Origin of the sequence: Nocardia takedensis NBRC 100417 (assembly GCF_000308695.1) — a bacterium.
GTDB lineage: Bacteria > Actinomycetota > Actinomycetes > Mycobacteriales > Mycobacteriaceae > Nocardia > Nocardia takedensis.
In genome coordinates, this window is the sequence record NZ_BAGG01000061.1 from 1 (window position 1) to 25,704 (window position 25,704).

General features: G+C 70.6%; 27 protein-coding genes and 1 pseudogene. 16 read left to right on the plus strand and 12 right to left on the minus strand.

Features of this window, described 5'->3' with window-relative positions; translation table 11 throughout:
- The 6 genes from ON30_RS12355 to ON30_RS12380 all read right to left on the minus strand — a co-directional run.
- Positions 1–1,408: DEAD/DEAH box helicase (locus ON30_RS12355; RefSeq protein ID WP_245554015.1), on the minus strand; the 1,408-nt coding region annotated here is incomplete at its 3' end.
- A 139-nt stretch (positions 1,409–1,547) separates the two neighbouring features.
- Positions 1,548–2,486 carry a M56 family metallopeptidase gene (locus ON30_RS12360; RefSeq protein WP_040706782.1) on the minus strand — a complete coding sequence of 313 codons (939 nt, stop codon included), beginning with the start codon at positions 2,484–2,486 and terminating at the stop codon, positions 1,548–1,550.
- A 65-nt stretch (positions 2,487–2,551) separates the two neighbouring features.
- Positions 2,552–2,929 (minus strand): BlaI/MecI/CopY family transcriptional regulator, encoded by a 378-nt coding sequence (locus tag ON30_RS12365; protein WP_040706783.1) that lies wholly within the window; start codon positions 2,927–2,929, stop codon positions 2,552–2,554.
- A gap of 87 nt (positions 2,930–3,016) precedes the next feature.
- Entirely contained in the window at positions 3,017–3,877 is an 861-nt protein-coding gene (locus ON30_RS12370; protein WP_040706785.1) for an ABC transporter ATP-binding protein, read from the minus strand.
- A complete protein-coding gene (locus ON30_RS12375; protein WP_083911360.1) occupies positions 3,874–4,899 on the minus strand; it encodes a FecCD family ABC transporter permease in 1,026 nt (341 codons plus the stop codon). The genes ON30_RS12370 and ON30_RS12375 overlap by 4 nt, the downstream gene beginning before the upstream one ends.
- 71 nt (positions 4,900–4,970) lie before the next feature.
- Complete coding sequence (locus ON30_RS12380) at positions 4,971–6,014, minus strand: FecCD family ABC transporter permease (protein ID WP_083911337.1); 1,044 nt, start codon at positions 6,012–6,014, stop codon at positions 4,971–4,973.
- A gap of 109 nt (positions 6,015–6,123) precedes the next feature.
- On the opposite strand from ON30_RS12380, the gene ON30_RS12385 reads away from it, so the two are divergent.
- The 8 genes and pseudogenes from ON30_RS12385 (at position 6,124) to ON30_RS37335 (ending at position 13,224) form a co-directional block, all read left to right on the plus strand.
- Positions 6,124–6,834 (plus strand): hypothetical protein, encoded by a 711-nt coding sequence (locus ON30_RS12385; RefSeq protein WP_040706791.1) that lies wholly within the window; start codon positions 6,124–6,126, stop codon positions 6,832–6,834.
- A gap of 256 nt (positions 6,835–7,090) precedes the next feature.
- Positions 7,091–7,480, plus strand: a complete 390-nt coding sequence (locus ON30_RS12390) for a PaaI family thioesterase (RefSeq protein ID WP_040706793.1) — start codon at positions 7,091–7,093, stop codon at positions 7,478–7,480.
- 77 nt (positions 7,481–7,557) lie between these two features.
- Complete coding sequence (locus ON30_RS12395; RefSeq protein WP_040706796.1) at positions 7,558–7,860, plus strand: urease subunit gamma; 303 nt, start codon at positions 7,558–7,560, stop codon at positions 7,858–7,860.
- Positions 7,861–7,869: 9 nt separating this feature from the next.
- Positions 7,870–8,226 (plus strand): urease subunit beta, encoded by a 357-nt coding sequence (locus ON30_RS12400; RefSeq protein WP_051029241.1) that lies wholly within the window; start codon positions 7,870–7,872, stop codon positions 8,224–8,226.
- Positions 8,223–9,944 (plus strand): urease subunit alpha, encoded by a 1,722-nt coding sequence (locus tag ON30_RS12405; RefSeq protein WP_040706798.1) that lies wholly within the window; start codon positions 8,223–8,225, stop codon positions 9,942–9,944. The genes ON30_RS12400 and ON30_RS12405 overlap by 4 nt, the downstream gene beginning before the upstream one ends.
- 214 nt (positions 9,945–10,158) lie before the next feature.
- Positions 10,159–11,478, plus strand: coding sequence for a hypothetical protein (locus ON30_RS12410; protein ID WP_040706800.1), 1,320 nt, complete (start codon positions 10,159–10,161; stop codon positions 11,476–11,478).
- Positions 11,475–12,245: an ESX secretion-associated protein EspG gene (locus ON30_RS12415; RefSeq protein ID WP_040706803.1), complete on the plus strand. Its 771-nt coding sequence runs from the start codon at positions 11,475–11,477 to the stop codon at positions 12,243–12,245. Before ON30_RS12410 ends, ON30_RS12415 begins: the two co-directional genes overlap by 4 nt.
- A gap of 444 nt (positions 12,246–12,689) precedes the next feature.
- Positions 12,690–13,224: pseudogene (locus ON30_RS37335) on the plus strand (O-methyltransferase).
- Between the two features lie 27 nt (positions 13,225–13,251).
- On the opposite strand, the gene ON30_RS12425 reads toward ON30_RS37335, so the two are convergent.
- Together ON30_RS12425 and ON30_RS12430 are read right to left on the minus strand one after the other, a co-directional pair.
- Complete coding sequence (locus ON30_RS12425) at positions 13,252–14,031, minus strand: zinc-binding dehydrogenase (RefSeq protein WP_245554016.1); 780 nt, start codon at positions 14,029–14,031, stop codon at positions 13,252–13,254.
- A 231-nt stretch (positions 14,032–14,262) separates the two neighbouring features.
- Positions 14,263–14,994 (minus strand): TetR/AcrR family transcriptional regulator, encoded by a 732-nt coding sequence (locus tag ON30_RS12430; protein ID WP_245554017.1) that lies wholly within the window; start codon positions 14,992–14,994, stop codon positions 14,263–14,265.
- A 58-nt stretch (positions 14,995–15,052) separates the two neighbouring features.
- Here ON30_RS12430 and ON30_RS12435 point away from each other — a divergent pair, with 58 nt between their 5' ends.
- Complete coding sequence (locus tag ON30_RS12435; protein WP_051029245.1) at positions 15,053–16,525, plus strand: MFS transporter; 1,473 nt, start codon at positions 15,053–15,055, stop codon at positions 16,523–16,525.
- A 140-nt stretch (positions 16,526–16,665) separates the two neighbouring features.
- Here ON30_RS12435 and ON30_RS12440 read toward each other — a convergent pair whose 3' ends face one another.
- Positions 16,666–17,397: a hypothetical protein gene (locus ON30_RS12440; protein ID WP_040706809.1), complete on the minus strand. Its 732-nt coding sequence runs from the start codon at positions 17,395–17,397 to the stop codon at positions 16,666–16,668.
- A 97-nt stretch (positions 17,398–17,494) separates the two neighbouring features.
- Between ON30_RS12440 and ON30_RS12445 the strand changes: the two genes are divergently transcribed.
- From ON30_RS12445 to ON30_RS12475, 7 genes are all read left to right on the plus strand, one after another.
- Complete coding sequence (locus ON30_RS12445; RefSeq protein ID WP_040706811.1) at positions 17,495–18,145, plus strand: urease accessory protein UreF; 651 nt, start codon at positions 17,495–17,497, stop codon at positions 18,143–18,145.
- A 32-nt stretch (positions 18,146–18,177) separates the two neighbouring features.
- Complete coding sequence (ureG, locus tag ON30_RS12450; protein ID WP_040706813.1) at positions 18,178–18,876, plus strand: urease accessory protein UreG; 699 nt, start codon at positions 18,178–18,180, stop codon at positions 18,874–18,876.
- On the plus strand, positions 18,866–19,597 hold the full coding sequence (locus ON30_RS12455) for an urease accessory protein UreD (RefSeq protein ID WP_051029246.1): 732 nt from the start codon (positions 18,866–18,868) through the stop codon (positions 19,595–19,597). Before ureG ends, ON30_RS12455 begins: the two co-directional genes overlap by 11 nt.
- Before the next feature lie 878 nt (positions 19,598–20,475).
- Entirely contained in the window at positions 20,476–20,868 is a 393-nt protein-coding gene (locus ON30_RS12460; protein ID WP_040706816.1) for a hypothetical protein, read from the plus strand.
- Positions 20,858–21,727: a hypothetical protein gene (locus ON30_RS12465; protein WP_040706818.1), complete on the plus strand. Its 870-nt coding sequence runs from the start codon at positions 20,858–20,860 to the stop codon at positions 21,725–21,727. Before ON30_RS12460 ends, ON30_RS12465 begins: the two co-directional genes overlap by 11 nt.
- Positions 21,724–22,194, plus strand: coding sequence for a roadblock/LC7 domain-containing protein (locus ON30_RS12470; protein ID WP_245554018.1), 471 nt, complete (start codon positions 21,724–21,726; stop codon positions 22,192–22,194). The genes ON30_RS12465 and ON30_RS12470 overlap by 4 nt, the downstream gene beginning before the upstream one ends.
- Positions 22,195–22,213: 19 nt before the next feature.
- Positions 22,214–22,585, plus strand: coding sequence for a hypothetical protein (locus ON30_RS12475; protein WP_040706820.1), 372 nt, complete (start codon positions 22,214–22,216; stop codon positions 22,583–22,585).
- Positions 22,586–22,655: 70 nt separating this feature from the next.
- Here the strand turns inward: ON30_RS12475 and ON30_RS12480 are convergent, their stop codons facing one another.
- The 3 genes from ON30_RS12480 to ON30_RS12490 form a co-directional block, all read right to left on the minus strand.
- Entirely contained in the window at positions 22,656–24,092 is a 1,437-nt protein-coding gene (locus ON30_RS12480) for an NAD(P)/FAD-dependent oxidoreductase (RefSeq protein WP_040706822.1), read from the minus strand.
- 224 nt (positions 24,093–24,316) lie between these two features.
- Positions 24,317–25,177: a serine hydrolase gene (locus ON30_RS12485; RefSeq protein ID WP_083911339.1), complete on the minus strand. Its 861-nt coding sequence runs from the start codon at positions 25,175–25,177 to the stop codon at positions 24,317–24,319.
- Between the two features lie 149 nt (positions 25,178–25,326).
- Positions 25,327–25,533 (minus strand): hypothetical protein, encoded by a 207-nt coding sequence (locus tag ON30_RS12490; protein ID WP_040706826.1) that lies wholly within the window; start codon positions 25,531–25,533, stop codon positions 25,327–25,329.
- Between the last annotated feature and the right edge of the window lie 171 nt (positions 25,534–25,704).

Sequence of the window (25,704 nt, forward strand, 5' to 3'; positions counted from 1 at the left end):
CGGAACGATCGCCGCCGGTGCGCCCCGAGCCCGCCCCGTCGCGTCCGCCCGAGCGGGTCGACGAGTCGGATTCGCCGCCCTGCCGGGAACCGCGACCGCGCCGGGACGAGCCCGCCGCACCTGTCGCGCCCACCACCGGACCGCGCGCGGAAGCACCGCCGCGCCCGCGTCGGCGACCCGTGGACGTACCGGCCTGATCCGTGCTCGCGACGTTCGCGGGCGGGGTGGGCACGATCGCCGCGCCCGGTCCGGGCGGCGTCCGCGCGCCGGTGATGTCGCGCAGATCGCGGTCGCCCGCGACCACCTGGACGCCGACCACGTCCACGCCCGCCTTGCGGGTCATCTTCTCCACGTCCGAGCGCTCCTCGGCGGTGACCAGCGTGACGACCACGCCGTCCTCGCCCGCGCGCGCCGTGCGCCCGGCCCGGTGCAGATACGCCTTGGACTCGGCGGGCGGGTCGACGTGCACGACCAGCGAGATGCCGTCGACGTGGATGCCGCGCGCGGCGACGTCGGTGGTCACCAGCACGGGAGTGGTGCCGTCGGCGAAGGCCGCCAGCGTGCGGGTGCGGTTGTTCTGCGCCTTGCCGCCGTGCAGCGCGCCCGCCGCGATCCCGACCCCGCGCAACTGCTTGGCCAGACGGTCCGCGCCGTGCTTGGTGCGCACGAACATGATGGTCAGCCCGTCGCGCGCGGCGATCTCGGCGACCACGGCGCGCTTGGCGAATTTGTCGCCGACGTAGAGCAGGTGATGCGACATGGTCGACACCGAAGCCGACGGCGGCGCGGTGGAATGGGTGACCGGATCGCGCAGATAGCGCTTGACCAGCTTGTCGACGTCGCCGTCGAGGGTGGCCGAGAACAGCAGGCGCTGACCGTCTTTCGGGGTGCGGTCGAGCAGTTTGACCACCTGCGGCAGGAAGCCCATGTCGGCCATGTGATCGGCCTCGTCCAGCGCGGTGACCCGCACGTCGGACAGATCCGCCGAGCGCTGGGCGATGAGGTCCTCGAGGCGGCCGGGGGTGGCGATGAGCAGGTCGACGCCGCGCGCTAGCCGGTCGGCCTGGCGTTTGATCGGCGCGCCGCCGACGACCGAGGCGATGCGCAGGCCCAGCGCCAGGGCGGGCGCGTCGAGCGACTTCTCGATCTGGGCGGCGAGTTCGCGGGTGGGCACGAGTACGAGACCGCGCGGGCGGCCGGGCGCGGCGGCGCCGCCGGTCAGCGTGACCAGCATCGGCAGGCCGAAGGCCAGGGTCTTGCCCGATCCGGTCGGCCCTCGCCCCAGCACGTCACGGCCCGCGAGGGCATCGGGAACGGTCGCCGCCTGGATCGGGAACGGGGCGTCGATGCCGTCGCGGCGCAGGGCCTGGACGAGCACGGGGGGAAGGCCCAGGTCCGCGAACGTCACTGGGGACGTCGAGGCAGCGGTGAGCGAGGAGGTCAAAAGGTGCCTTTCGTATTTCAGCGACCGGTGGCGCTGATCGGTCTCGGTGGTGTGTCCCACCGCACGGAGCCACGGCGGACTCGTCGAGCCGCCGCCGGTCGCGTCAGCCGTGGAAGAGTCGGCTGAGTTCGACCAACCAGGGTACCGCGACCGCGAGAGTCGGGACGACCAGGATGGCCACCGACCCCAGATACGCGGCCGAGGCGACCCGCAGATCGCCGATGCGTTCGTTGAGTCGTTGGATGCGGATGAGCGTCGTCGGCCCGCCCGCGGCGAGCGCGCCCTGCGGCGCGGTGGACTTGGCGCAGGCGACCAGCGCGCGGGCCAGCGGCGCGGGGCCGGTGACCTTGACCGCCGAATCGTCGGCGAGCAGTTCGATGAGCAGTTTCACCGACCCCAGCGCGGCCTTGCTGCGCACCACGCGCGGGAACGCCTCGTGCACGGCGGTGAACGCCTCGAGCACCAGATCGTGGCGGGCCCGCAGGTGCGAGCGCTCGTGGCTGACGATCGCGGTGACCTCGGGTTCGTCGAGGCTGGTCAGGGTGCCCTCGCTGAGGACGACGCGCTGGCGCAGGCCGGGCAGGCAGTAGGCGATGGGTTCGGTGGCGGCCAGCACCCGGATGTCGGCGGCGCGGCGGTGCGGCCCGCTCTGGTCCAGCAGGTCGACCAGCATGCGATGGCGGGCGCGGCGACGGCGGGTGTGCACGCCGACGCGCACGATCGAGAACATCAGGCGGCCGCCGACCAGCAGGGTCAGGGCGAAGACGGTGACGTAGGCCAGCCACAGGGGGAGTCCGAGGGCGTCGATCTCCCGGGTGGGCGAGGTGGTCGGGCGGCCGTCGGGGCCGGGGACCAACAGTTCCGCCGCGATCGCCAGGCCGGAGCCGAAGGCGCTGAGCACGGCGGCGAGCGCGATGGCCTGCCACAGGACCAACGCCGCGCGTGGCGTTCGGTACGGCCACGTCGCGCGGCTCAACAGCGCTGGAGCAGGCCCCGCGAGAAGCAAAGCGAGACCGGCGAAGACCGGCGCGGTTGCGTTCATCGACTCAGCTCACTGCGTTGTGGGGCCAAGACGCGCACGGCGTTGTGCGCGTCGCGCCGAAGGTATCAGGAACCTTCGGATGATTCGAGCTTAGCCAGTGCCTCCCGCAGGGCGTCGGCCTCGTCGGGGCCGACCTGTTCGACGAAGTGCACGAGGGCGGCGGCGCGACTGCCCGCCTCCTCGGCCTGTTGCAACGCGTCCACCATGAGACTCGCGACCAATTCGTCGCGGGTGTGCACGGGGGCGTAGCGGTGCGCGCGGTCGTCGCGCCGCTGCACCACCAGATTCTTCTTCGCGAGCCGCTGGAGCACCGTCATCACCGTGGTGTACGCGAGCTCACGGCGTGCGGCCAATGCCTCGTGCACCTGCCGGACCGTCTGCGGTTCGTCACTGGACCACAGCTGGTCCATGACCGCCTTCTCGAGTTCACCAAGTCCTGCCATCCCACAAGTTTAGAGACTCAACGACGCAATGGCGTACTACACCTTGTCGTAACTGTCGGGTAGCTGTGTGGTATTGGTCATACCCGGTCAGCGCGGCGTGTCCGATCCCAGGACGTGCCTGGCCCCGATCGGGACGATCATCGGACGACCCGACACCGGGTCCTCGAGCACCGTGGCCGCCAGACCGAACACCTCGCGCAACAGCTCGGCATCGATGATGTCGGCGGGCGCGCCCTGGGCGACGATCCGGCCGGCCCGCATCACGATCAGCCGATCGCTGTAGCGGATCGCCAGATTCAGGTCGTGCAGCACCATCACCACGGTGCGGCCCATCTCGTCGTGCAGGAGGTCCACCAGGTCGAGCACCTCGAGCGAATGCGCGAGATCCAGGTAGGTGGTCGGTTCGTCCAGCAGCAGGATGTCGGTGCCCTGGGCCAGCGCCATCGAGATCCACGCGCGCTGGCGCTGCCCGCCGGACAGTTCGTCGAGCGCGCGGTCGGCCAGATCGGCGATGCCGGTCTGCTCGAGCGCGGTCATCACCTCGGCCTCGTCGGTCGCCGACCACTGCCGGATCCAGGACTGGTGCGGATGACGTCCGCGCGCGACCAGATCCGCGACGGTCAGCCCCTCGGGGGCGACCGGCGTCTGCGGCAGCATGCCGACCACGCGGGCGACGTCCTTGGTCTTCATCGAGGTGATCGCCTTGCCGTCGAGCAGCACGCGCCCCTGGTGCGGGCGCAGCAGCCTGCCCAGCGAGCGCAGCAGCGTCGACTTGCCGCAGCCGTTCGGGCCGATCACGGTGGTGACGACACCGGTCGGGATCTCGAGGTCCAAGCCGTCGATGATGACGCGTTCGCCGTAGCCGAGGGTGACGCCCTCGGCGCGCAGGCGGTGCTGCGCGGCGGGGACGGTGACTTCCGGTGCGGTGGAGTCGGGTGCGGTGGTCATGACAAGGTCGCCTTCCGATTCATGCGCACGAGCAGGTAGAGCAGGAACGGTCCGCCGAAGGCGGCGGTCACGATGCCGACGGGCAGCTCGACCGGCGAGATCGTGCGCGAGGCCACGTCCGCGCCCACCACCAGGATCGCACCGAACAGGGCCGAGCCGACGAGTGGTTCGCCGGGTGTGCGGAACACCATGCGCGCGATCTGCGGCGCCGCCAGCGCGACGAAGCCGACCGGGCCGACCGCCGCCGTGGCCACCGAGGCGACCAGTACGGCGGTGCCGAGCAGCAGCGCCTGTTGGGTCTGCACCCGCACGCCGAGGACGGTGACGCTCTCCGGTCCCAGGCGCAGCACCGCCAAGGTGCGCGCGGAGATCGTCGCGACCAGCAGCGACAGGCCCAGCACGAGCGCGGCGGGGATCAGGGTCGAGTCGTCGGCGGCGTTGAGCGAGCCGTTGACCCACAACTGCGCGCGGGTGGCGTCTTCGAGCGAGCCGCGGGTCAGCACCCAGCTGATGCCCGCGACCAGCACCGCGTTGACGCCGATGCCGATGAGCACCAACCGCATTCCGGTGGCCCCGGATTCGCCGGTGGCGCTGCGTCCCCAGGCCAGGGCGTAGATGATCAGCGCGGTCGCGAGGCCCCCGAACGCGGCCGCCGCGGGCGCGCCGACCGAGGCCGCCAAGCCGGTGTTGCCGACGCCGATCAGCACGACGACCGCGCCCAGGCTCGCGCCGGAGGTGATGCCGAGCATGTCGGGGCTGGCCAGCGGGTTGTGCAGGATCGACTGGGTGATCGCGCCCGCCAGACCCAGGGACGCGCCGACCACGAGCGCTGTCAGCGCGCGCGGCATCCGCGATTCCCAGATGATGAAGCGCTGGGCGCGGGTACCGCCGCCGCCGAGCACGTCGAGCACCCGGTCCAGCGGGATGTGGGTGTCGCCGACGGCGATGTCGAGGCAGAACAGGACGAACAGCGCCGCGATCAACGCCAGCGCGATGATCGTCATCCGCGGGCGCAGCACCATAGACAGCGGTCCGATCCGCAGGGCGGGACGGCTTGCGCGCAAGGTGTCGGCGTCGGTCTTCACGGTGGCGCTCACAGACTCACCAGCTTCCGGCGGCGGACGAAGACGAGGAAGAACGGCGCGCCGATCACCGCGAGCATCACCGCGACCTGGAGTTCGTCGGGGCGGGCCACGACACGGCCAAGGACGTCGGCGCCGAGCAGCAGCAGCGCGCCGAACAGGCCGGAATACGGGACCAGCCAACGGTAGTCGGGGCCGGTGAAGAACCGGGCGATGTGCGGGGCGACCAGGCCGAGGAAGGCGACCGGGCCGATCGCCGCGGTGGCCGACCCGCACAGCAGCACGATGGCGGCCAGACCGATGGCGCGGCTGCGGCCGATGTTCACGCCGAGTCCGCGCGCGACGTCGTCGCCGAGGCTGAGCAGGTTGAGCCCGGGGGAGGCGGCCACCGCCATCAGCAGGCCCACGGCGAGGAATGGCAGGATCTGCCAGAAGATCTCGGCGTCGCGGCCCGCGACGGTGCCGACCACCCAGAAGCGGTAGGTGTCCAGCGCGGAGGCGTCGAGCGTGACCACCGCGTTGGTCATGGCCTGTAGGAACAGCGTCACCGCCGCGCCCGCCAGCACCAGGCTCAGCGGACTGGCCTTGCCGCCGAGCGAGGACGCGCCGAAGACCACGACTCCCGCGATCAGCGCGCCCGCGAAGGCGAACCAGATGTACTGGTCGGGCCGGGTGAAGCCGAACAGGTACATGCTCAGCGCGGCGAGAAAGGCCGCGCCGGCGTTGAGGCCGAGCAGTCCGGCGTCGGAGAGCGGGTTGCGGGTGTAGCCCTGGATGAGCGCGCCGGTGGCCCCGAGTGCGATGCCGCACACCAGCGCCAACGCCGTGCGGGGCAGTCGCAGACCGCGCACGATCTCGGCGGCGGTCGATTCCGCGGGGCAGCTGAAGGGCCCGCCGGGGCAGCTGAGCGCGTTCTGGAGGGCGTCGTAAACGGTTGCGGGGGAGAGGGATCGGGTGCCGATGGCGACACTCGCGAGCACCGCGAGCGCGAGCAGCGCGACTAGGGCGAGCAGGCCGGTCAAGCGGCGTCGCCTCAGGGAACCCAGTGGTGTCACGGCGACGAACTTACTCCTGACTAGAGGTGGTGCTGGGGTTGCTAGGTCTGGTAAGCCTAACCTATCTTTTGATTCGACTCTGCGACGGAGCCGACCCCGAGGAGGTTCGATGTTCGAGCCCATGACACCATTCGCCGCCCGCCACAGCGAGGCGGTCTTCGGCCATGCCTGTAATCGGCTGCGCGCGCTGCAACCCGAGCATCCGCGCGTCTACGCCGTCGCGGCCATGAACGATCAGGGCAAACGCCGCTGGTGGAAGTTGTCGGAAGGGTTGCACGAGGGGCGCATCGAACTCATGTACCGGCGGCACGCCGCGGAGATGATCAGCGCCGACACCGCCGCGGAAGTGGTCGCCACGGCGCTCATCCACGCCGTCGTCGGCCGGGTCGCCGCGCTGTTGGTCGCCGAGGGCGCGGCGTGGGACCCGGGTCTGGAGAATCTCTGGGTGCACAACGACAACGACGGCGGCCTGGACTGGGCCGGCCTGTCGGACACCACGATCCGCGTGGTCGCGGGCGATCGGCGCGCGGGTGAGCCCGGCGTCGTCGCGCTGCCGTGCGAGCGGGCGATGTACGTGTGGCTGGCGCACCGCTGCGTCGCCTCGCTGTCGTTGATCCAGCACGGTCTCGGTCGGTGCTCCGGGTTGAGCGCGCGCCGATTCTGGTCGCTGGTGGGCGAATCCATCGTGGGCGCGGCGACCTACGTCCCGGATCTGGCGCGCACCGACGCGCTGGCGGGCGCGCGCCGCGGACAAGGGTTGTTGCTCGCCCTCGAGGAGCGCGGACTGCCGGTGCGCCGAAGCCCTTGCTTAGTTAGGTAAGCCTGACCTATACTGATCACGGCGTACGGATCGAGCGAGAGTCCCGAGGGCTGCGGTGACCCCCGATCCCCTGCCGCGGCGGGCTTCCACTCCGGTGGGAGCCCGCCGCTACGTCTTCGCCGGTCTTTCCCACGCGCACAGCGCACTCCGGCGCGCGGACACACCCCCCACGCGGGCGATCCGCCGGCAATGCCAAGGTGAGAGCATGAGCAACCAGGAGCGCCCCGCGTCGTTGGCGGGCCTTACCCCCGAGCAGATGAACGAGGCGAGCAAGGGGACCTTCGCCGACGTGGTCGGCCTGCGCTACACCGAGATCACCCCCGACCGGGTGCGCGGCGAATGGGTCGTCGAACCGCATCTGCACCAGCCCATGGGCATCGTCAACGGCGGGGTCTACTGCACCGTCATCGAGACGCTGGCCAGCATCGCGGGCGCGGTCTGGCTCGGTACCGGCGGCACCGTCGTCGGCGTCAACAACAACACCGACTTCCTGCGCGCGGTACGTGAAGGCACCCTGTCCGCCGAGGCGACCCCGGTGCACCGCGGGCGCACCCAGCAACTGTGGCAGGTCGTCATCGTCGACGAACAGCGCCGCCCTGTCGCGCACGGCCAGGTGCGGTTGCAGAACCTGCCGAACCGGGACTGAGCGCTCGTTCCGCATCCCCGGAACGGCCGTGCCAGAATGACCGTCACCCGTGTCGTCGGAATCGGTGAGGAGCCCGGATGCGACTGTCGCCGCACGAGCAGGAGCGGCTGCTGCTGAGTTACGCGGCCGAACTGGCGCGCCGCAGGCAGGCACGCGGACTCAAACTCAACCACCCCGAGGCGGTCGCGCTGATCACCGACCACGTGCTCGAGGGCGCGCGCGACGGGCGGTCGGTCGCCGAACTGATGTCCTCGGGGCGCACGGTGCTCACCCGCGCCGACGTCATGGCGGGTGTGCCGGAGATGATCCACGACGTGCAGGTCGAGGCCACCTTCCCCGACGGCACGAAACTCGTCACCGTCCACCATCCGATCGGCTGAGGGGCGCGCGTGATCCCCGGAGAATTCCTCTGCGACGAGGGCGTCATCGAATTGAACGCGGGTGCGCCGCGCGTGGAACTCGACGTCGTCAACACCGGTGACCGACCCGTGCAGGTCGGCAGCCACGTGCACTTCCCGCAGGCCAACGCCGCGCTCGAGTTCGACCGCGCCGCCGCCCACGGCCGTCGCCTCGACATCCCGGCGGGCACGGCGGTCCGGTTCGAACCCGGTCTGGCCCAACGCGTCCGGCTCGTACCGCTGGGCGGCACGCGCGAGGTGTACGGCATCGGCCCGAACCCGCCCGGTCGACTCGATGGCTGCGGGGCACGGCAACGGACGCGGCGAGACCGGGAGGTCGGAAGATGAGTGAGTTGAGTCGGGCCCGCTACGCGGAACTGTTCGGGCCCACCACCGGGGATCGGATCCGGCTCGCCGACACCGATCTGCTGATCGAGATCACCGAGGACCGCTGCGGCGGACCGGGACTCGCGGGCGAGGAAGCCGTCTTCGGCGGCGGCAAGGTACTGCGCGAATCCATGGGGCAGTCGCGCGCCACCCGCGCCGAGGGCGCGCCCGACACCGTCATCACCGGCGTGGTGATCCTCGACCACTGGGGAATCGTCAAGGCCGACCTCGGCATTCGCGACGGCCGCATCTGCGGCATCGGCAAAGCGGGCAACCCCGACACCATGTCGGGAGTGCACCCGGACCTGGTCGTCGGGCCCGGCACCGAGATCATCGCGGGCAACGGTCGCATCCTCACCGCCGGCGCGATCGACTGCCACGTGCACTTCATCTGCCCGCAACTGATGGACGAGGCGCTCGGCGGCGGGATCACCACCCTCATCGGCGGCGGCACCGGCCCCGCCGAAGGCTCCAAGGCCACCACCGTCACCCCGGGCGCATGGCATCTGGCCCGCATGCTCGAGGCCACCGATCACTGGCCGCTGAACATCGTGCTGCTCGGCAAGGGCAACACGGTCAGCGAAGAAGCCATGTGGGAGCAGTTGCGCGCGGGGGCCTCCGGTTTCAAGCTGCACGAGGACTGGGGGTCGACCCCGGCGGCGATCGACGCCTGCCTGCGGGTCGCCGACGCGGCGGGCGTGCAGGTCGCCCTGCACTCCGACACCCTGAACGAAGCGGGTTTCGTCGAGGACACCATCGCGGCCATCGCGGGCCGCGGCATCCACGCCTACCACACCGAAGGCGCGGGCGGCGGGCACGCGCCCGACATCATCACCGTCGCCGCGCACCCCAACGTGCTGCCCAGTTCGACCAACCCGACCCGCCCGCACACCGTCAACACCCTCGACGAACACCTCGACATGCTCATGGTGTGCCACCACCTGAGCGCCTCGATCCCCGAGGATCTCGCCTTCGCCGAGAGCCGGATCCGGCCCTCCACCATCGCGGCCGAGGACCTGCTGCACGATCTGGGCGCGATCTCCATGATCGGCAGCGACTCCCAGGCGATGGGCCGCATCGGCGAGGTCGTCCTGCGCACCTGGCAGACCGCGCACGTGATGAAGCGCAGGCGCGGCGCGCTGCCCGGCGACGGCCGCGCCGACAATCTGCGGGCGCGTCGCTACGTCGCGAAATACACCATCTGCCCGGCGATCGCGCACGGTCTCGACGACGAGATCGGCTCGGTCGAGGTCGGCAAACTGGCCGATCTGGTGCTGTGGGAGCCCGCCTTCTTCGGCGTGCGCCCGCACGCGGTGCTCAAGGGCGGCATGATCGCCTGGGCCGCGATGGGCGACGCCAACGCCTCGATCCCCACACCGCAACCGGTGCTGCCGCGCCCGATGTTCGGCGCCGCCGCCCCCGCCGCGGCGGCCACCTCCCTGCACTTCGTCTCCGAACAGGCCATCGCCGACGGACTGGCCGATCGCCTCGACGTCCGTCGAAAACTCGCGCCGGTCAAGAACGTTCGCGCGGTGACCAAGGCCGATATGCCCGGCAACGACGCGATGCCCCGCATCGAGGTCGACCCCGACACCTTCACCGTGCGCGTCGACGGCGAGGTCTGGACCGAGCAGCCCGCGACGGAACTGCCCATGGCCCAGCGCTATTTCCTGTTCTGAGCTCGCGCGCCGGGCCGCGCGGACCGGCACGCGGGTCGGCGTGGCGCGCTCGGTAGGGTCTAGCGAGGTGATTTGTGCTACCAGGGCAGGTCCTGGCTGGAATGACGGTTCCCCCGGGACGGACGAATTCGGGGGAACCGAAGGGGGCGCGGGCGCGTCCAAACTTGCAAGCATGATCGACGGATCCGAATGGGCGAGCTGAGCAGGGGGAGCGATGGCACTACCGTTCATCGTGGCCATGGCCGCGGTGCTGATGGAACAGGGCAAATCGGGTCCGCCCGAACTGTCCGGCGACGAGAGCGTCGAGGCCATCCAGGCGCGCAACCGCATCCGTGAGGTCATGGAGGCGGTCGAGTCGGTCACCTACCAAGGGTCCGCGGTGCCCGCGAGTTCCTTCGCCGATCCCGACGGCATGGACGATCTGGTCGCCCGCGTCCAGGCCATGCAGCCGGGCGAGCTGAAGAACCTGCACGATCGCTGGGAGGCGATCCGCGACAAATTGCGGGACGGCCTGCCGGTGTTCAGCGACAAGATCACCAAGGCGATCGCCGAGAAATGGACGGGCAGCGCCGGTTCGGCCGCCGCCGAGGGCATCACGGCCTACGTCGACAAATCCGGAGATCTGGTCGGCTCGGTCCAATTGATCGCCGAGAAGGTCAAAATCGTGCGCTCGGCGGTCGACATCACCAAACCCGCCGTCCAGGAAGCCCCCGATTCCACGTGGTCGAGCACGGTCGCGGGCTGGGTGCCCGGCCCCACCTGGCGGTTGGACCATCACCGCGACGAGCAATATCACGACGCCAACGTCAATGTCGTGCGCAATGTGTTCTATCCCGCCGTGCGCGAAGCCGACACCCAGGTCCCGCTGGTGCCCAAACCGTACAACCCGATCCAGGATTCGACGGACCCGCCGCAACCGAAAGACCCGGGCTACGAGAAATCGGGCGGATATTCGCCGGGCGGCACCGCAACGCCGTCGACCGGAAATCCCGCCACCCCCGGCGCCGACCCCGCGTCCCAGGGCGCTCCCGCCACCGACCCCCGGGGCGCCGGGCAGTCGACCACCCCTTCGGGCGTCGATTCTTCGACGAACTACACGCCCACCACCCCGAGTTCGGCCACGCCGACCACCCCCGGCGGCGATCCCACCCAGAACCGGCCCACCACCGGCACACCGGGATCGGGCACGCCCGGGTCCGGCGGTCCGGGTCTGTCCGGCACGCCCGGACTCTCCCGCACCCCCGGCGGGTCCGGTACGGGCAACGGCACGGGGTCGCCCGGGCGCAGTCGCGCCGGAACCCCCGGCGGAGCGGGTGGCGCCGCGGCGGCGGCCTCCGGGAATCGTGGCGCCGGGACGGGCCGCGCGAGCACCGGAACCCCCGGAATGGGCGGAATGTCGCCCAGAAACAACGGGGAAGATGACAAAGAGCGCAAGACGAAGGATTATTTGATCAATCAGCGTAACGGCGAGGAACTGACGGGATTGGATGAGGTGAACCGGGCGAGGACCGTTCCGCCGGTGATCGGCGAATGAGCTTACGGGAGTGGGAGTTCACCCCGCTGGCATTCAAGGTGTTGTGGCGTGCGGCCGACCGCGACGTATTGCCTTATCCCCTGCAATATCGATCCACCTTCGCGACGGTCGGTGAACACGACGAGGCGTGGAAGGTCGAGGCCGACGCGTTGCATCGCGTCCTCGACGAGGAACTGTACGGAGCGATCCGGGTATTGGCCGAACCCGAGGCGCGCATCGAGGTGGCCGGCGCCAAGGACGGCGACAAATTGCGCGTCCACGCGGCCGCGCATTATCAGCACGCGGTCCTGCTGGTGCAGGAACCCACCGGGTCGCCCTACCGTGGCGGCACCGTGCGTCTGACCATCATGGACGCCGGGCGACTACCGCAGCGATTGGTCGGACTGCTGCCCGACACCCCGCGCGGACAGGGCAGCGGTGTCGAGGTCTCGCGCCGCGAGATCGAAGAGGAGGACCAAGGCCGGTCCTACGGGTACGACGACGCCGACCGTTCGCCGCGCACCCGCGCCCGCCGCTTCTTCGAACGTCCGCGCAGTCTGGTCGTGCATTTCGCCGTCTACGGGGGACCGGCGTTCGACAATCGTCCCGCGCCCTCGCGAGGCTTCCACGTCATGGACTACCCGGACGGGCGCTACCTGGTGCGCAACAGCGGGGGATTGATCCAGGCCGAACCCGTGGACCGGGTCGGCCTGCGCACCGATCTCGAACGCGTCATCCGATTCACCGTCACCAGTCATCGCGAGGAGAACGACCCGAGTTATCGGTGAATCCCGCTGGGGGCGTGGGGGAGTGGTCGGCCGGTTGTCATCGTCCGCAAGATACGGTCGTCGCGGTCGGCTTGGCCGTGCGAGTGGCGGCAGCGGTGTGTCCGAACTTTCTCGCGAGGTTCCTGATCGGGAGTCGCGTCGATCTCGGTCGCTCGGGTTCGGCTGATCGCAAAACCATTCGGATACGTAAATATGCGCATTGAGACATGTGCTCGTGGGTTTGTCACTGCCGGGCTGATGTGCAAAACGGTAGATCAGAAGAAGCAGGGATAGCGGGTGGGCGGCCAGCGAATCGCCGGGGACGGTCGGGTTCGTCCGAGGCGCTTCGGACAGGGGCGCGGAGGTTGACCTGCCCGGATGACGCCGTCCGCCACGCATCGCCATTGCGCGCACGGCGAGCGCAGGCATCCCCACGGTGCGCCGTCCGGTGGCAGACTTTCGATCATGACTGCACCTGACTGGGCGACCGTTGACGACTACATCGTGGCGGGCGTGGTGGACGATCCGCAGACCACCGCCGCGCTGCGGGCCAACGCCGAGGCGGGACTGCCCGCCATCGACGTCTCGCCCGCGCAGGGCAAGTTCCTGCATCTGCTCGCGCGGTCGGTCGGCGCGCGCCGGGTGCTCGAGATCGGCACCCTGGGCGGCTTCAGCACGATCTGGCTGGCGCGCGCGGTGGGCGAGGAGGGTCCGTGCTCACCCTCGAGTACGAACCGCGGCACGCCGAGGTGGCGCGCGCCAACCTCGACGCGGCGGGCGTCGGCGACCGGGTCGAGATCCGGGTGGGCGCGGCGCTGGACAGCCTCCCCGTGCTGCTGGAGGAGGGGCCCGCCCCGTTCGATCTGGTGTTCATCGACGCCGACAAGGTCAACAACTCGCCGCCGAACCCCGCCTCGACGCGACCGTCGTGCAGACCGTCGGTTCGAAGGGCTGGGACGGCTTCGCCTACGCCGTGGTCGCGGACGACACCGACTCCTGACGCCGAACGGGTGGCCGCGGCGTCCGGTCAGGGGATGAGTACGACTTTTCCGGTGGTGGCGCGGGTTTCGAGCGCGCGGTGCGCGGCGGCCGCGTCGGCGAGGGGGAACGCCTGGATAGCAGGCCGTAGCCGACCCGCCGCGGCCTCGGCCAGCGAACGGGTCTCGAGGACGCGGATGTCCCCGCCCACCGGTGCCAGCAGGGTGGGGCCGAGCACGTGGGTGACGGTCACGTCGCGGGTGCTCGCCGGGGGTTCGTCGTCGGTGAAGCCGTAGACGAGGCGGTGGCCACCGTCGGCCGACAGGTCGGTGAGGGTTCCCGCGACGTCGCCGCCGACGGCGTCGAAGAGGACGGTGACCGCGCGGTCGCCGTAGCGGGCGCGGAGCGCTTCGGGCCAGGCGGGATCGAGGTAGTCCAGGGCCAGGTGCGCGCCGTTGGCGGCGACGCGGGCGACTTTGTCGGGGCCGCCCGCCAACCCGATGACCTGTGCGCCCGCGTGCGCGGCGGCTTGGACCAGCAGCGTGCCGATGCCGCCCGCGGCGGCGGTGACGGCGACGACGCTGTCCGGGCCGAGATCGGCGTACTGGAGGATGCCGACGGTGGTGCGTCCGGTGCCGATCATCGCGACGGCTTCGGCGGGGGTGAGGCCGTCGGGGATGTCGTGCAGGCGTTCGACGTTCGCGACCGCGAGGGCGGCGTAACCGCCGGGTGCTGCCCCGAGATGGGTGACCACCGGTCGGCCCAGCCACGCGGGGTCGACGCCGTCGCCGAGTGCGTCGACCGTGCCCGCGATCTCCCGGCCGGGCACCGTCGGCAGGTCGGGCGGGGGGAAGGGCCGGGGAGTCCGCGCCGCAGCGTGGTGTCGACCAGGTGGACCCCGGCGGCGGCCACCGCCACGCGCACCTGGCCAGGGCCGGGGACCGGGTCGGGGACGGTGTCGAGGCGGAGGTTCTCGGCGGGGCCGAAGGCGTGCAGTCGGATCGCGTGCATGGGACCACTGTTCAACCTCGAGTGAGGTTGGGGTCAAGCGCGCGGGCGATCAGGATGTCCGATCGGCCCCGAGCAGCGGGGCGCGGGCGCGCAGGCGGGCCTCGATGCCGTCGCAGAGGGTCGCCAGACCCGCGTAGAGCAGTTCCTCGGAGGTGAGTTCGCTCACCCCGGCGCCCTCGAGGTCGGCCAGTGCGGCGGGCGGCGTCCACATCGGCCGTCCGACCAGCAAAGCGCGCAATCCGTTGGTGGTGTCGGGTTCGATGCCTTTGCGAGCCATGAGCGCCGAGCTGATCTCGGGCAGGGTGGCTCCGGAGATGTAGTTCCACACCGAGAACGACATCTGCATCGCCTCGCGCGGGGTGACGTCGAGTTCCCGGAATCCTTCGACCAGCCAGCCCAGGCAGGCCAGACCGGCGGGGCCGAAGCTGTAGCGGGGGGTGGCGAAGGCCAGGATCACCCAGGGGTGCTGCCGGTAGAGGGCCCAGTCGATCTCGGCGGCGATGCGGACGCGGTCGCGCCAGGTCCATCCGGTGCCCGCGGCATCGGGATAGGGGTTGCGGCGCGAGACCTCGTCGGTCATCGCGGCGAGCAGTTCGTCTTTGTTGGCGACGTGGCGGTACAGCGACATCGCGCCGGTCTCCATGCGTTCGGCGATGCGCCGCATGGACAGCGCGTCGAGTCCTTCGGCGTCGGCCAGGGCGATGGCGGTGTCGATGATCGCTTCGCGCGTGAGTTTCCGGTCGGTCATCCCATGACCCCGCTTCCGCTTGTCGTCGGTCATGCGTACACTGTACCCGGCTGACGCGTACGGTGTACGCGAGACGGAGAGGACGACGGGAATGACACAGGTGGAGACGGTGGACGCGCCGGTCCGCGCGCCGCGCGCGTGGCTGGGTCTGGCGGTGCTGCTGCTGCCGGTCCTGCTGGTGTCGATGGACATCTCGGTGCTGTTCCTGGCGATGCCCACCCTCACCGCCGATCTGGACCCCTCCGCCGCCCAGCAGTTGTGGATCCTCGACATCTACGGCTTCCTCATCGCGGGCCTGCTCATCACGATGGGCAATCTCGGCGACCGCGTCGGAAGGCGCAACATCCTGCTCGCGGGCGCGGCGATCTTCGGTCTGGCCTCGGTCCTCGCGGCGTTCGCCCCCAGCGCGGGCGTGCTCATCGCCGCGCGCGCCCTGATGGGCGTCGGCGGCGCGACGCTGTTGCCGTCGAGTCTGTCGCTGATCAGCGGCCTGTTCCCCGACGTGCGCGAACGCGCCGCCGCGATCGGCGTGTGGACGGCCTTCTTCGCCGGCGGGTCGGCGGTCGGCCCGATCATCGGCGGACTGTTGCTGCACCACTTCTGGTGGGGCGCGGTCTTCCTGATCAATCTGCCGGTGCTGCTGATCCTGCTCGCCTTCGGGCCGTTCCTGCTGCCCGAACACCGCTCGACGGTGCTCGGCCCGCTGGACCTGCCCAGCGTCGCGCTCTCGATCGGCGGCATCCTGCCGGTGGTGTACGCGGTGAAACACGCCGCGGCCGAGGGGGTCGACGCGCAGAGCCTGATCATTCTGGTCTTCGGCGCGGCCATGCTGACGCTGTTCGTCCGGCGTCAGCGGCACCTGGCCGAACCGCTGCTGGACCTGCGCCTGTTCCGGCGCGCGCAGTTCTCGGTGGCAATCGGCGCGAGCCTGGTCGGCATGATGTCGCTGGCCGCGATGAGCTATCTGACCAGCATCTACCTGCAATCGGTCACCGGCAGGGATCCGCTGGCCGCGGCCCTGTTCGGCATCCCGATGGCGGTGGCGGTGTTCGTGTTCTCGATGGGCGGCGCGCGGGTGGCCCACCGCCTCGGCGTGCGCGCCACGTTCGTGGTGGCGCTGCTCGCCTCGGCGGTCGGCAACCTGATGCTGCTCGGCATCGCGGTCGACGGCGGCGTGGGCTGGTACCTCGCGGGTTCGGCCATCGCGGGCGTCGGCTACGGCCTGTCGTTCACCTTGGTCTCCGATGTCGCGGTGTCCTCGGTGCCCTCGGAACGGGCGGGGTCGGCGGTCGGCATCTCCGAGACCAGTTTCGAGTTGGGCAACGCCCTGGGCCTCGCGCTGCTCGGATCGCTGGCGGCGTTGGTCTTCCGCTCCGGCGGCGACTACGCCGCGACGCTCGGCGAGACCATCGAGATCGCCGGAACCGACACCGCGCTGTCCGATGCCGCGCGCGCGTCCTTCGTCGACGGCTTGCACGTGGCGACCACGGTGGGGGCGGCGCTGCTGGTGATCATGGCGGTCATCGCCTTCGTCGCGACCCGCAGGTCCGCGCCGAAGGCGTGATGTCGAACCACAGGATCACCCCGCACTCGACCGTCGGAGCCTCGCGCCCGCACGAACCTCTCGAGGCCCGACCCGTGCCGACCCGCGCCCACCCGCGCCGTCCGGTCCATGCCGACCAGTCCGGCTCGAAGCGTGGTCGCTCACTTGCCGAACACGCTCGTGACGATCTCGGCCGCCCACTTGTTCATCGGCCGCAGCACCGTGCGGTACACCCAGGCCACCGGTCGCGCCACGAGCAGCACCCAGACCGCCGCCAGCGCGACGAGCACCGGTCGCAGCGCGATGCGGTAGACGAACGCGCACGGGATCACCAGCAGCACCCGGACCACGCGGGTGGCGACGCGCCAGCCGAAGCGCAGCGTCGCGCCCAGTGCCCGGCCGAGCGGCTTCAGCACGTACCGCCACAGCACCACCAAGGGGCGCACGATGAGCCATTCGATCGTCAGCCAGAGCGCACCGAGCACGAATTCGAGGACCGGTCGCAGCACCGCGCGCCACAGCCAGGTCAGCGCGGGCCGCAGCACCCGCTGCCACAGCCACCGTTCGATCGCGTGCCGCAGCGGTCGCAGCACGAAATCCAGGACGAAGGCCAGCACGGGGGTCAGGATCAGCCCCCAGAGGACTTGCTGGAGCAGCCAACCCCAGAGGAAATCCTTGCAGAACAGCCACAGCGGCCGGATCACCCAGTGCCAGGTGAACGAGCACAGCGGGAACAGCAGGTGTTCGGCGAGAAAGACCAGGCTCAGCACGACGACCTTGCCGCACAGCTTCACCCCTTCCCATACGAGCCGGAGCGGTATGAGGATCACCACGGCCACGGCGCGCGCGATCCACTGGGCGATGGAGACCGGCGGCTCCCCCTGGTGCGACATCGGTCCATCGTCGTACGGCGGGCGAGCGGGCGCGAGCGCGCTTCTACCCGCGCGGGTGCGTAGGAATACCCGTACGGCGCGCGCATAGGATCGTCGGATGCGGGACAGCGGTGCGCGGAGTCGGGCGATTCTCTTGGCCCTGGCCGATTCGCGGCTGCCCATCGGCGGGCACGTGCACTCGGGCGGGGTCGAGGAGGCCGTGGCCTCGGGATTGGTGCGCGACGTGGCGACGGTCGAGCAGTACCTGCGCCGCCGCGTGCGCACCACCGCGCTGGTGACGGCCTCGCTCGCGGCCGCGGTGTGCTCGGGCGCGCTCGACGTCGCCGAAGCCGAGGTCGAGGCCGACGCGCGCACCCCGTCACCCGCCGCCCGCGCCGCCTCGCGCGCGCAGGGGCGCGGTCTGCTGCGCCTGGCCAAACAGCTCTGGCCTGCCGGGGACTGGGCGGCGCTCGGGCCGCGTCCGCACCTGTCGACGGTGTTCGGGGCGGTGGGCGCGGCCTGCGACCTGACCGCGACCGAGATCGCCGACGTCGTCGTGTACACGACCCTCAGCGGCGCGGCGACCGCGGCGCAGCGCCTGCTCGCCCTCGACCCGGCCGCCGTCGCGGCCTGCACCGTGCGGTTGGCGGCGTTGTGCGACAGCACCGCCGTCGAGGCCGCCGCCGGACCGGCCGCGCTGTCCGATCCGCTCCAGGACGTGCTGGCCGAGCGGCACCTGCGCCGCGACATGCCGCTGTTCGCCAGCTGACACCGATTTTCCGAGAGAAGGGACCACCCGCCATGCCGCCGCATCTGATCGATGGTGAACCGCACGATCATTCCCACGATCGTCCGAAACGCGAGCGCAGCGCGGGGGAGGCGCTGCGGATCGGGATCGGCGGTCCGGTCGGGTCGGGGAAGACCGCGCTGGTCGCGGCGCTGTGCAGGCAGTTGCGCGAGGAACTGTCGCTGGCGGTGCTGACCAACGACATCTACACCACCGAGGACGCCGATTTCCTGCGCAGGCACGCGGTGCTGCCGGACGAGCGGATCACCGCCGTGCAGACCGGCGGATGCCCGCACACCGCGATCCGCGACGACATCACCGCCAACCTCGACGCCATCGACGACCTGATCGCGGCGAATCCGCCGCTGGATCTGATCCTGGTCGAGTCGGGCGGCGACAACCTCACCGCCACGTTCTCCTCGGGCCTGATCGACGTGCAGATCTTCGTCATCGATGTCGCGGGCGGGGACAAGGTGCCGCGCAAGGGCGGTCCGGGGGTGACGTTCTCGGATCTGCTGGTGGTGAACAAGACCGACCTGGCCCCGCTGGTGGGCGCGGATCTCGGGGTGATGGAACGTGACGCGGCGGCGGTGCGCGAGGGCAGGCCGACGGCGCTGATCTCGCTGACCGCGGACCCGGCGGCCGGGCCCGTCCTGGCGTGGGTGCGCGAACAGTTGCGGATCGCGAACGAGTCGGCCGCGGTTGCGCACTGAGCTCAGGATCGTCGCGGCGCGCGGCGCGCTGCCCCGGATCGAGGCGTTCGGCGGGCTGGCCGCGCGGCGCACCGGCCCGGATCGGGTGCATCTGATCGGAACGGCGGCCACGCCCTTGGGCGGTGACGAGATCGAGGTCACGGTCGTGGTCGGTGCGGGCGCGCGGTTGACGGTGCGCTCGGTGGCGGCGACGTTGGCGCTGCCGAGTACCGCGACGCCGATCTCGGTGGCGCACTGGAGTTTCGAGGTGGATTCCGGCGGGTGGTTGGACGTCGATCCGGAACCGCTGGTGGTGGCGGGCGGTGCGCGCCACCAGGTGCGCACCACGGTGCGCCTGGCCGCGGACGCGCGCCTGCGGTTGCGCGAGCGCGTCCAGATCGGGCGCGCGGGAGAGGACGTGGGCGCTTGGCGCGGCGATCTGATCGCCGATCTGCGGACCGCCGAGGTCGTGACCCCGCTGCTGCGGCACCGACTCGAACTCGGCGGGGGTGGCGCGACCGATGACGCGCTGTCCGCGCCGCGCGCTCTGGACAGCGAATTGTGTTACCCCGACGACCGTCGCGTGGAGTTCGTGGGGACGACGTCCGCGCGGTTGCCGTTGGCCGGAGGTGGCTCGCTGTTCACCAGCGTCGGGCCGACCCTGGCGGCGCTCGCCCCGAGGGGCGCGGATCCGGCCCCGGCGGCGGTGCCGCGGTCGATCGCTGTCGCCGCGACCGACTGAGACGCGGTGTGGCGGCGCGTGTCCCGCACGGGGCCCGGTGTTTCCGTCATGGGCGTGTCGGGTGTGCCGCCGAGCGTTCGCAAAAGTGCGAACGCCCTATTACGTAGACCGCTCTACGGTGCATTTCCCGAGTTCGCGAGAATTTGCGGAACACCGAATTCCGCTGCTGTGACACAATTCCGCGCGCGGTGTCGTGTATTTCTTTCGGATAAAGGGTCGCCGACTGTTTCGCAGTCGAACAAGATCGCCCGGACCGGCGAAAATCGCTGGACAGGACGGTACTGCCCGGGCGGCGCCCCGGAGTCCTTGTGATGACGAACGGTACCGGGAACTTTCGCGCGGCGCGCGGCGAGCGGTATCCACCGGCCCGCGCGTCCGGTCCGCCGGGTGCCCGCCTCGGGAACGGCGCGCGAAAGCGCGGGTGTTGTTGTGCGGTGTCACAGCGGTGCCGCTGGATATCGTCGTATTCCGTTGGGCGATAACGCCCGAGGTAATGCCGCGCGCTGTGCTCGGGTGACGCGCGCGCCCGTCCGCGGACGGATCTGTCCGGTCGGGGCGGCGGCGACGGCGTCGACGAGGTGTACGGCGGTGGGGTTGCCCGGCGTCGGCCGGGGCGGTCGCCGGGACGTTGCGCGGGCGCGGAACAGCGGTCGGCGGGCACGGCGCAAATTAGAGACCGAAAGGTTTTGTTACCCGGCGGTATTCGAACCTGTGGTCGCCCGCCCCGCGCCGGAATTGAGAAACCGAAAGGTATTCTTCCGGCGGTTGCTGGGAAAATGCTTCGGGGGCGGGAATTCTCACCGTTTCCTTTGCGCGGCTCGCGAACGCTGTGTAGCGTCTGCAACCCAGAAACCCTTACAGGACAAGGGCGGGGCGCGGTGATCGGTATAGACGGCTGCCTGCAACGCATCATGGAGATTCCGGGTGCGCGCAGTGTGACCTTGGTCGACGGCGCGAGCGGTCTGGCGATCGCCGCGGCGGGAAGACACGAGTTGGTGGACGAACACGAGGACGCGGCGGCGACGACCGACGTGATCCGCGCGGTCGTCGGCTGTTCGGCCTTGACCACCGCTCGCGAAGGTGACGACATCACCGAACTGATCGTGTGCGGAACCCTCGGCTACCACCTGCTCAACCCGGTGCCGGGCGATTTCGACGGCAGACTGTTCGTGCACGTCGTCTTCGACGGCGACACCGGCAATCTGGCCATGGCCCGCTACCGGTTGCGGGGCGTCCTCGCCGATTTCGCCGAGGTAGGTCATGGGCGCTGAGCTGGCCGTCGAACTGCGGCGGTTGGAACGCGAGGAACGCACGGGGACCCTGTGCACCGGCGACGGGGTGTTCCACCTGGCCGGCGGGGCCATCGCCTCGGTGGAGTGCAGGCGCACGGCCGGACTGGACCGTCTGGTGCAGGAAGCGGGCGTCGCGGAGGCCGAGGACTGGCGGCGCGCGGGCGTCGGTGACCCGGACAGTCTGCTCGGCCACCCGCGCCTGGAGGCGCTGGCGATGCTGTCGGTGTTCGACGCGGGCTACTTCCTGTTGGCCTCGCGCGCCGCGGAGCCGGAATTCCGTCCGGCCCCGGCACATTGGCTGGCCCCGGTCTGCCGCGTCCCGCCCCGGGTCCTCGTCCGCGAATGCGCGCGGCGCGGCGACCCCGACTCCGGGCCGTGGCCCGTGGATCTGGTCGATCGAGTCCCGGTCGTCCCGATCCGCGGCGTCAGGAAGCGGCGGCCCGCACTGCCCGGCGGTCAGGCCGAGGTGCTGGCCGCCGCCGACGCCGAGCGCACCGTCGCGGGGATCGCGCGCGATCTGGGCCGCACCACCTACGGCTGCCTGGTCGCCGTGCGCGACCTGACGGCGGCGGGGCTGATCGAACACCCGCGGCGCGTCCCGCCGCCACGACACGCGGCACGACCGCGCGAGCACACGCCGACGCTGCCGCCCCCGCGCCAGGCGTTACCGGTGCCGCCCCCGCGGCGGCAGTCGTCGGTGTCGTTCTCGCGGCAGTCGTCCGCGCCGCCGCTGCGGCGGCGGGTGCGGACCGAGGCCGAGTCCGTTCCGGATCGCTGGGAACCGGTCGACCGGGATGTGCTCGTGCGCCTGCTCGCGGCGTTGAAGGAGCTTGCGTGACCGCGCGGAGAAAACTGCTCGGCGATTGGATGGGAAGGTTGACCAAGGTGCCGGTATCCGGACCCGACCCCGACGAGGTGGTGCTGGCGGAGCTCAAGGCGCTGCGCGAACGCGTTCCCGCGCTGACCGGCGCGCTGGTCGCCTCCAGCGACGGATTGCTGATCGCCCACGATCTGCCCGCCCACATCGAACCCAACGGGATGGCGGCGCTGTCGGCCTCCCAGCTCTCGCTGTCCTACCGCCTGGCCACCACGGCCCACGGCGGCGGTTTCCACGAGGTCGTGGTGCGCGGCACCGAAGGCCACGTGGTGGTCTACGCCGCGGGCTGGACCTCCTTGACGGTCCTGGCCGGCCCCGACGCCAATGTCGGCAGGCTGCACCTGGAATCGCGGCCGGTGGCTCGCACCATCGCCGAACACCTGAACGCCGTCGCCGACGGCGGCGAGCAGGGAACGAACACCGAGTGAGTAGAAGGAAGGAACCGACATGTCCAATATGGATCTGTCACTGAAGAACATGATGGTGATCGACGGCGCGCTCGGCGCGGCCGTGGTCGACTACAACAGCGGTATGGCGCTGGGGACGCTGGGCAGCTCCAAGGCCCTCGACCTCCAGGTGGCGGCCGCGGGCAACACCGAGGTGGTCCGCGCCAAGCTGCGTACCATCGAACAACTCGGCCTCAGCGAGGACATCGAGGACATCCTCATCACGCTGTCGAGCCAGTACCACATCATCCGCCCGATGACCGGGCGCAAGTCCAAGGGCTTGTTCCTCTACCTGGCGCTGGACCGCAACCGCGGCAACCTGGCGCTGGCGCGGCACCGCCTCAAGGGCATCGAGGAGGAACTCGAGGTCTAGCCCGCGCCGGTGATCCGGGCGCGTCGGCGACGGACCCGCGTGGCAGGCGGACGCGGGTCGGTCGCGTGACCTATCCGACGCGTCGTTCCTCGGCGGCCTTCTGCGCGGCGAGGCGGGTGGCCTCCGAGCGCGGTGCGCCCAGGGCCGCCGCTAGTTCGTCGGCGTCCTCCTGATCGGCTTGGACCGCCTCGACGGCCAACCGGGCGAAGACCCACTGCTCGGTGGCGGCCATCTGTCCGCGGCTGCGGCCGAGGAAGGTGACGAACCACTGGATGACGGTGATGATCCGGCTGCGGTAGCCCACCAGGTAGTACAGGTGCAGCGCCAGCCACGCCAGCCACGCGATGAATCCGCCGAATTCGAGCTTGCCCACCTGGCAGACCGCGCTGAAGCGCGACACGGTGGCCATACTGCCCTTGTTGAAGTACGTGAACGGCTTGCGGTCCTGCGGCGCTTGGCCTTTGAGGCCCGCCTTGATCTGCTTGGCGGCGTAGGTGGCGCCCTGGATCGCGCCCTGGGCCTGGCCGGGCACGTCGGGCACCGACATCAGGTCACCGACGACGAAGACGTTCGGGTGGCCCTTGACGGTCAGATCCGGCTCCACCACGACCCGGCCCGCCCGGTCGGTCTGCGTGCCCTCGGACCGGTCGGCCAGCATCTTGCCCAGCGGGCTGGCCTGCACGCCCGCCGACCAGACCTTGCACGCGGATTCGATGCGGCGCACGGTGCCGTCGGCGTCCTTCACGGTGACCCCGTGCGCGTCGATATCGGTGACCATGGCGTTGAGCTGGATCTCCACGCCCATCTTCTCCAGCCGCCGCTGCGCCTTGCCGCCCAGATTCGGACCCATCGGACCCAGCACCGCGCCCGCGCCCTCGATGAGGATCACCCGCGCGTCGGTGGGGTCGATGTTGTGGAAGGTGCCCTCGAGCGTGCGGTCGGACAGTTCGGCGATCTGACCGGCCAATTCGACGCCCGTCGGGCCCGCGCCGATCACGACGAAGGTGAGCAGTCGGTCCCTGGTCTCCTGCGAGGTCGCCAGTTCGGCACCCTCGAACGCGCCCAGGATGCGCGCGCGCAACTCCAGCGCGTCGTCGATGGTCTTCATGCCGGGGGCATAGGTGGAGAACCGGTCGTTGCCGAAATAGGACTGCTGCGCGCCGGTGGCGACGATCAGGCTGTCGAATTCGGTGACGGTGTCCTGGTTGAGCAGTCGCGAGGTGACTGTCCTGGCCTCGAGGTCGATATCGATGACGTCGCCGAGCAGCACCTTGGCGTTCTTCTGCTTGCGCAGTACGAGGCGGGTGGCGGGCGCGATCTCGCCGACCGAGAGGATGCCGGTGGCGACCTGGTAGAGCAGCGGCTGGAACAGGTGGGTGGACGTCTTGGAGATGAGAGTGACGTCGACGTCGGCGCGCTTGAGGTGCTTGGTGCCGAACAAGCCGCCGAAGCCCGAACCGATCACCACGACGCGGTGGCGACGGGTTTCGACATCTGGAGTGCTCATCGTCGTGCTCCTCGACAGGCTGGGGCCGATCCCCGGCGAAGGTGTTCCTCGGTCGTGACCAACGGTAGTCGGCGTGATCGGCAGCGTCGCGACGAGACTCCGGTTCGTGATCTTCGCGGGCGGTCCCGCTCACGTCCGTGCGACCCGCGCGGTGAGCACGACACGCGGGGGTATCAGCGCGGACGACGGGCCGGTCGCGGCCCGTCGTCGCGGCGTCGGACGGCTCAGCGCAAGCCGGCGAGCAGCAGTTCGGCGACCTTGGTGTCGGTCTCGGCGCCTTCGGTGTAGCCGCCCTCCGCGCCGAGCGAGGTCATGATGGAGAGCGTGTAGCGCTCGCCCGCGCCGGCGAAGCCGACCGAGTTGACCACCCAGCCGCCCTCCTCGGCCGACCAGCCGTTCTTCAGGCCGGGCCGCATGCCCGCGCCCGCGCCCCAGACGCCCCAGTGCTGGTTGGAGTCGACCGCGCGCATCCGGTCGACCAGGTAGTTGCGGTCGTCGGGGTGCATGGTGTCGAGGGCGTTGTTGATCAGCCGGTCCAGGTCGGCGGCCGTGCACTTCTGGAAGGACCAGTCCGGGAACAGCGCCGTCGAGGTCGGCTGCGGGACCAGCGTGGCCATGCCGTTGGCGCGGAAGGCGTTGTTGAACGCCATCCGATCGAATCCGGCGTACTTGTTCCACAGCAGGTCGGCGGCCTGGTCGTTGGAGGTCGCCATCATCGACTCCAGCAGGCCGCGGTCCTCGGGGGTGAAGTTGATCGCGCCGACCCGCGCGCGGTTGAGCAGGTCCACCGCGATGGCGAGTTTGATGGTGGAGGCGGTCCAGATCTGCTGTTCGGCGTTCTCGTTGGCGTACACCCCGCCGTTGACCCGATCGCGCAGCACATAGCCGGTGATGCCCGGTCTGTCGCGCAGATAGGAATCGACGGCGTCCAGGCGCGCGCCGATGGCGCAGTCGAAGCCGGGCGGGCAGCCGCGGGTGAGCAGCGGGGCGGCGGAGGCACCGGGCGTCGCCGCGGCGGGCAACAGCGCGGGGGCACTCGACAGCATGATCGCCGCGGTGGCGAGGACACAGGCGGATGCGGCCACGCGGGAAGGTGTCCGGGTGGGGGTCGAGGGGTAACGCACGAGAAACCACGATGTCACATCCGGGCGGGCGACGCACCTCCCGTGCCCGAATTCCGCGCGCGCTCGCCGAGGGTTGCGCGGCTGTACCGCAGCGGGTTTCGGCGCGGAGATCAGCGGAAGGCGGCGCGCAGTTCCTCGACGGTGCGGCCGTTGAGCCGATAGCAGTGGGCGAACGCCTCCGCGTGCCGCGCGCGCGGCCAGGCGTGCAGGACGACGTCGCGCCCGTAGAAACCCGTGTTGACCAACTCCCAGCGCTCACCGATCCGACGCACCGTGAACCCGCCTTTCGGGACGAGGGGGGTCACCGAGGTGTTCATGAACGTTCAACCAGCCTTTCCAAGCAGCTCTACCCGTCCCTCCCCAGGGCCGACACCTTGGCATACGGCGCGCGCGGGTCGGACGCGACACGACCCACCACGCGGCGAATGTGTGGCCCATTTCACTTTCGGCCGGGTGGGGCGGGTCGGTTGCTCCGGAGTCGCCGGCGT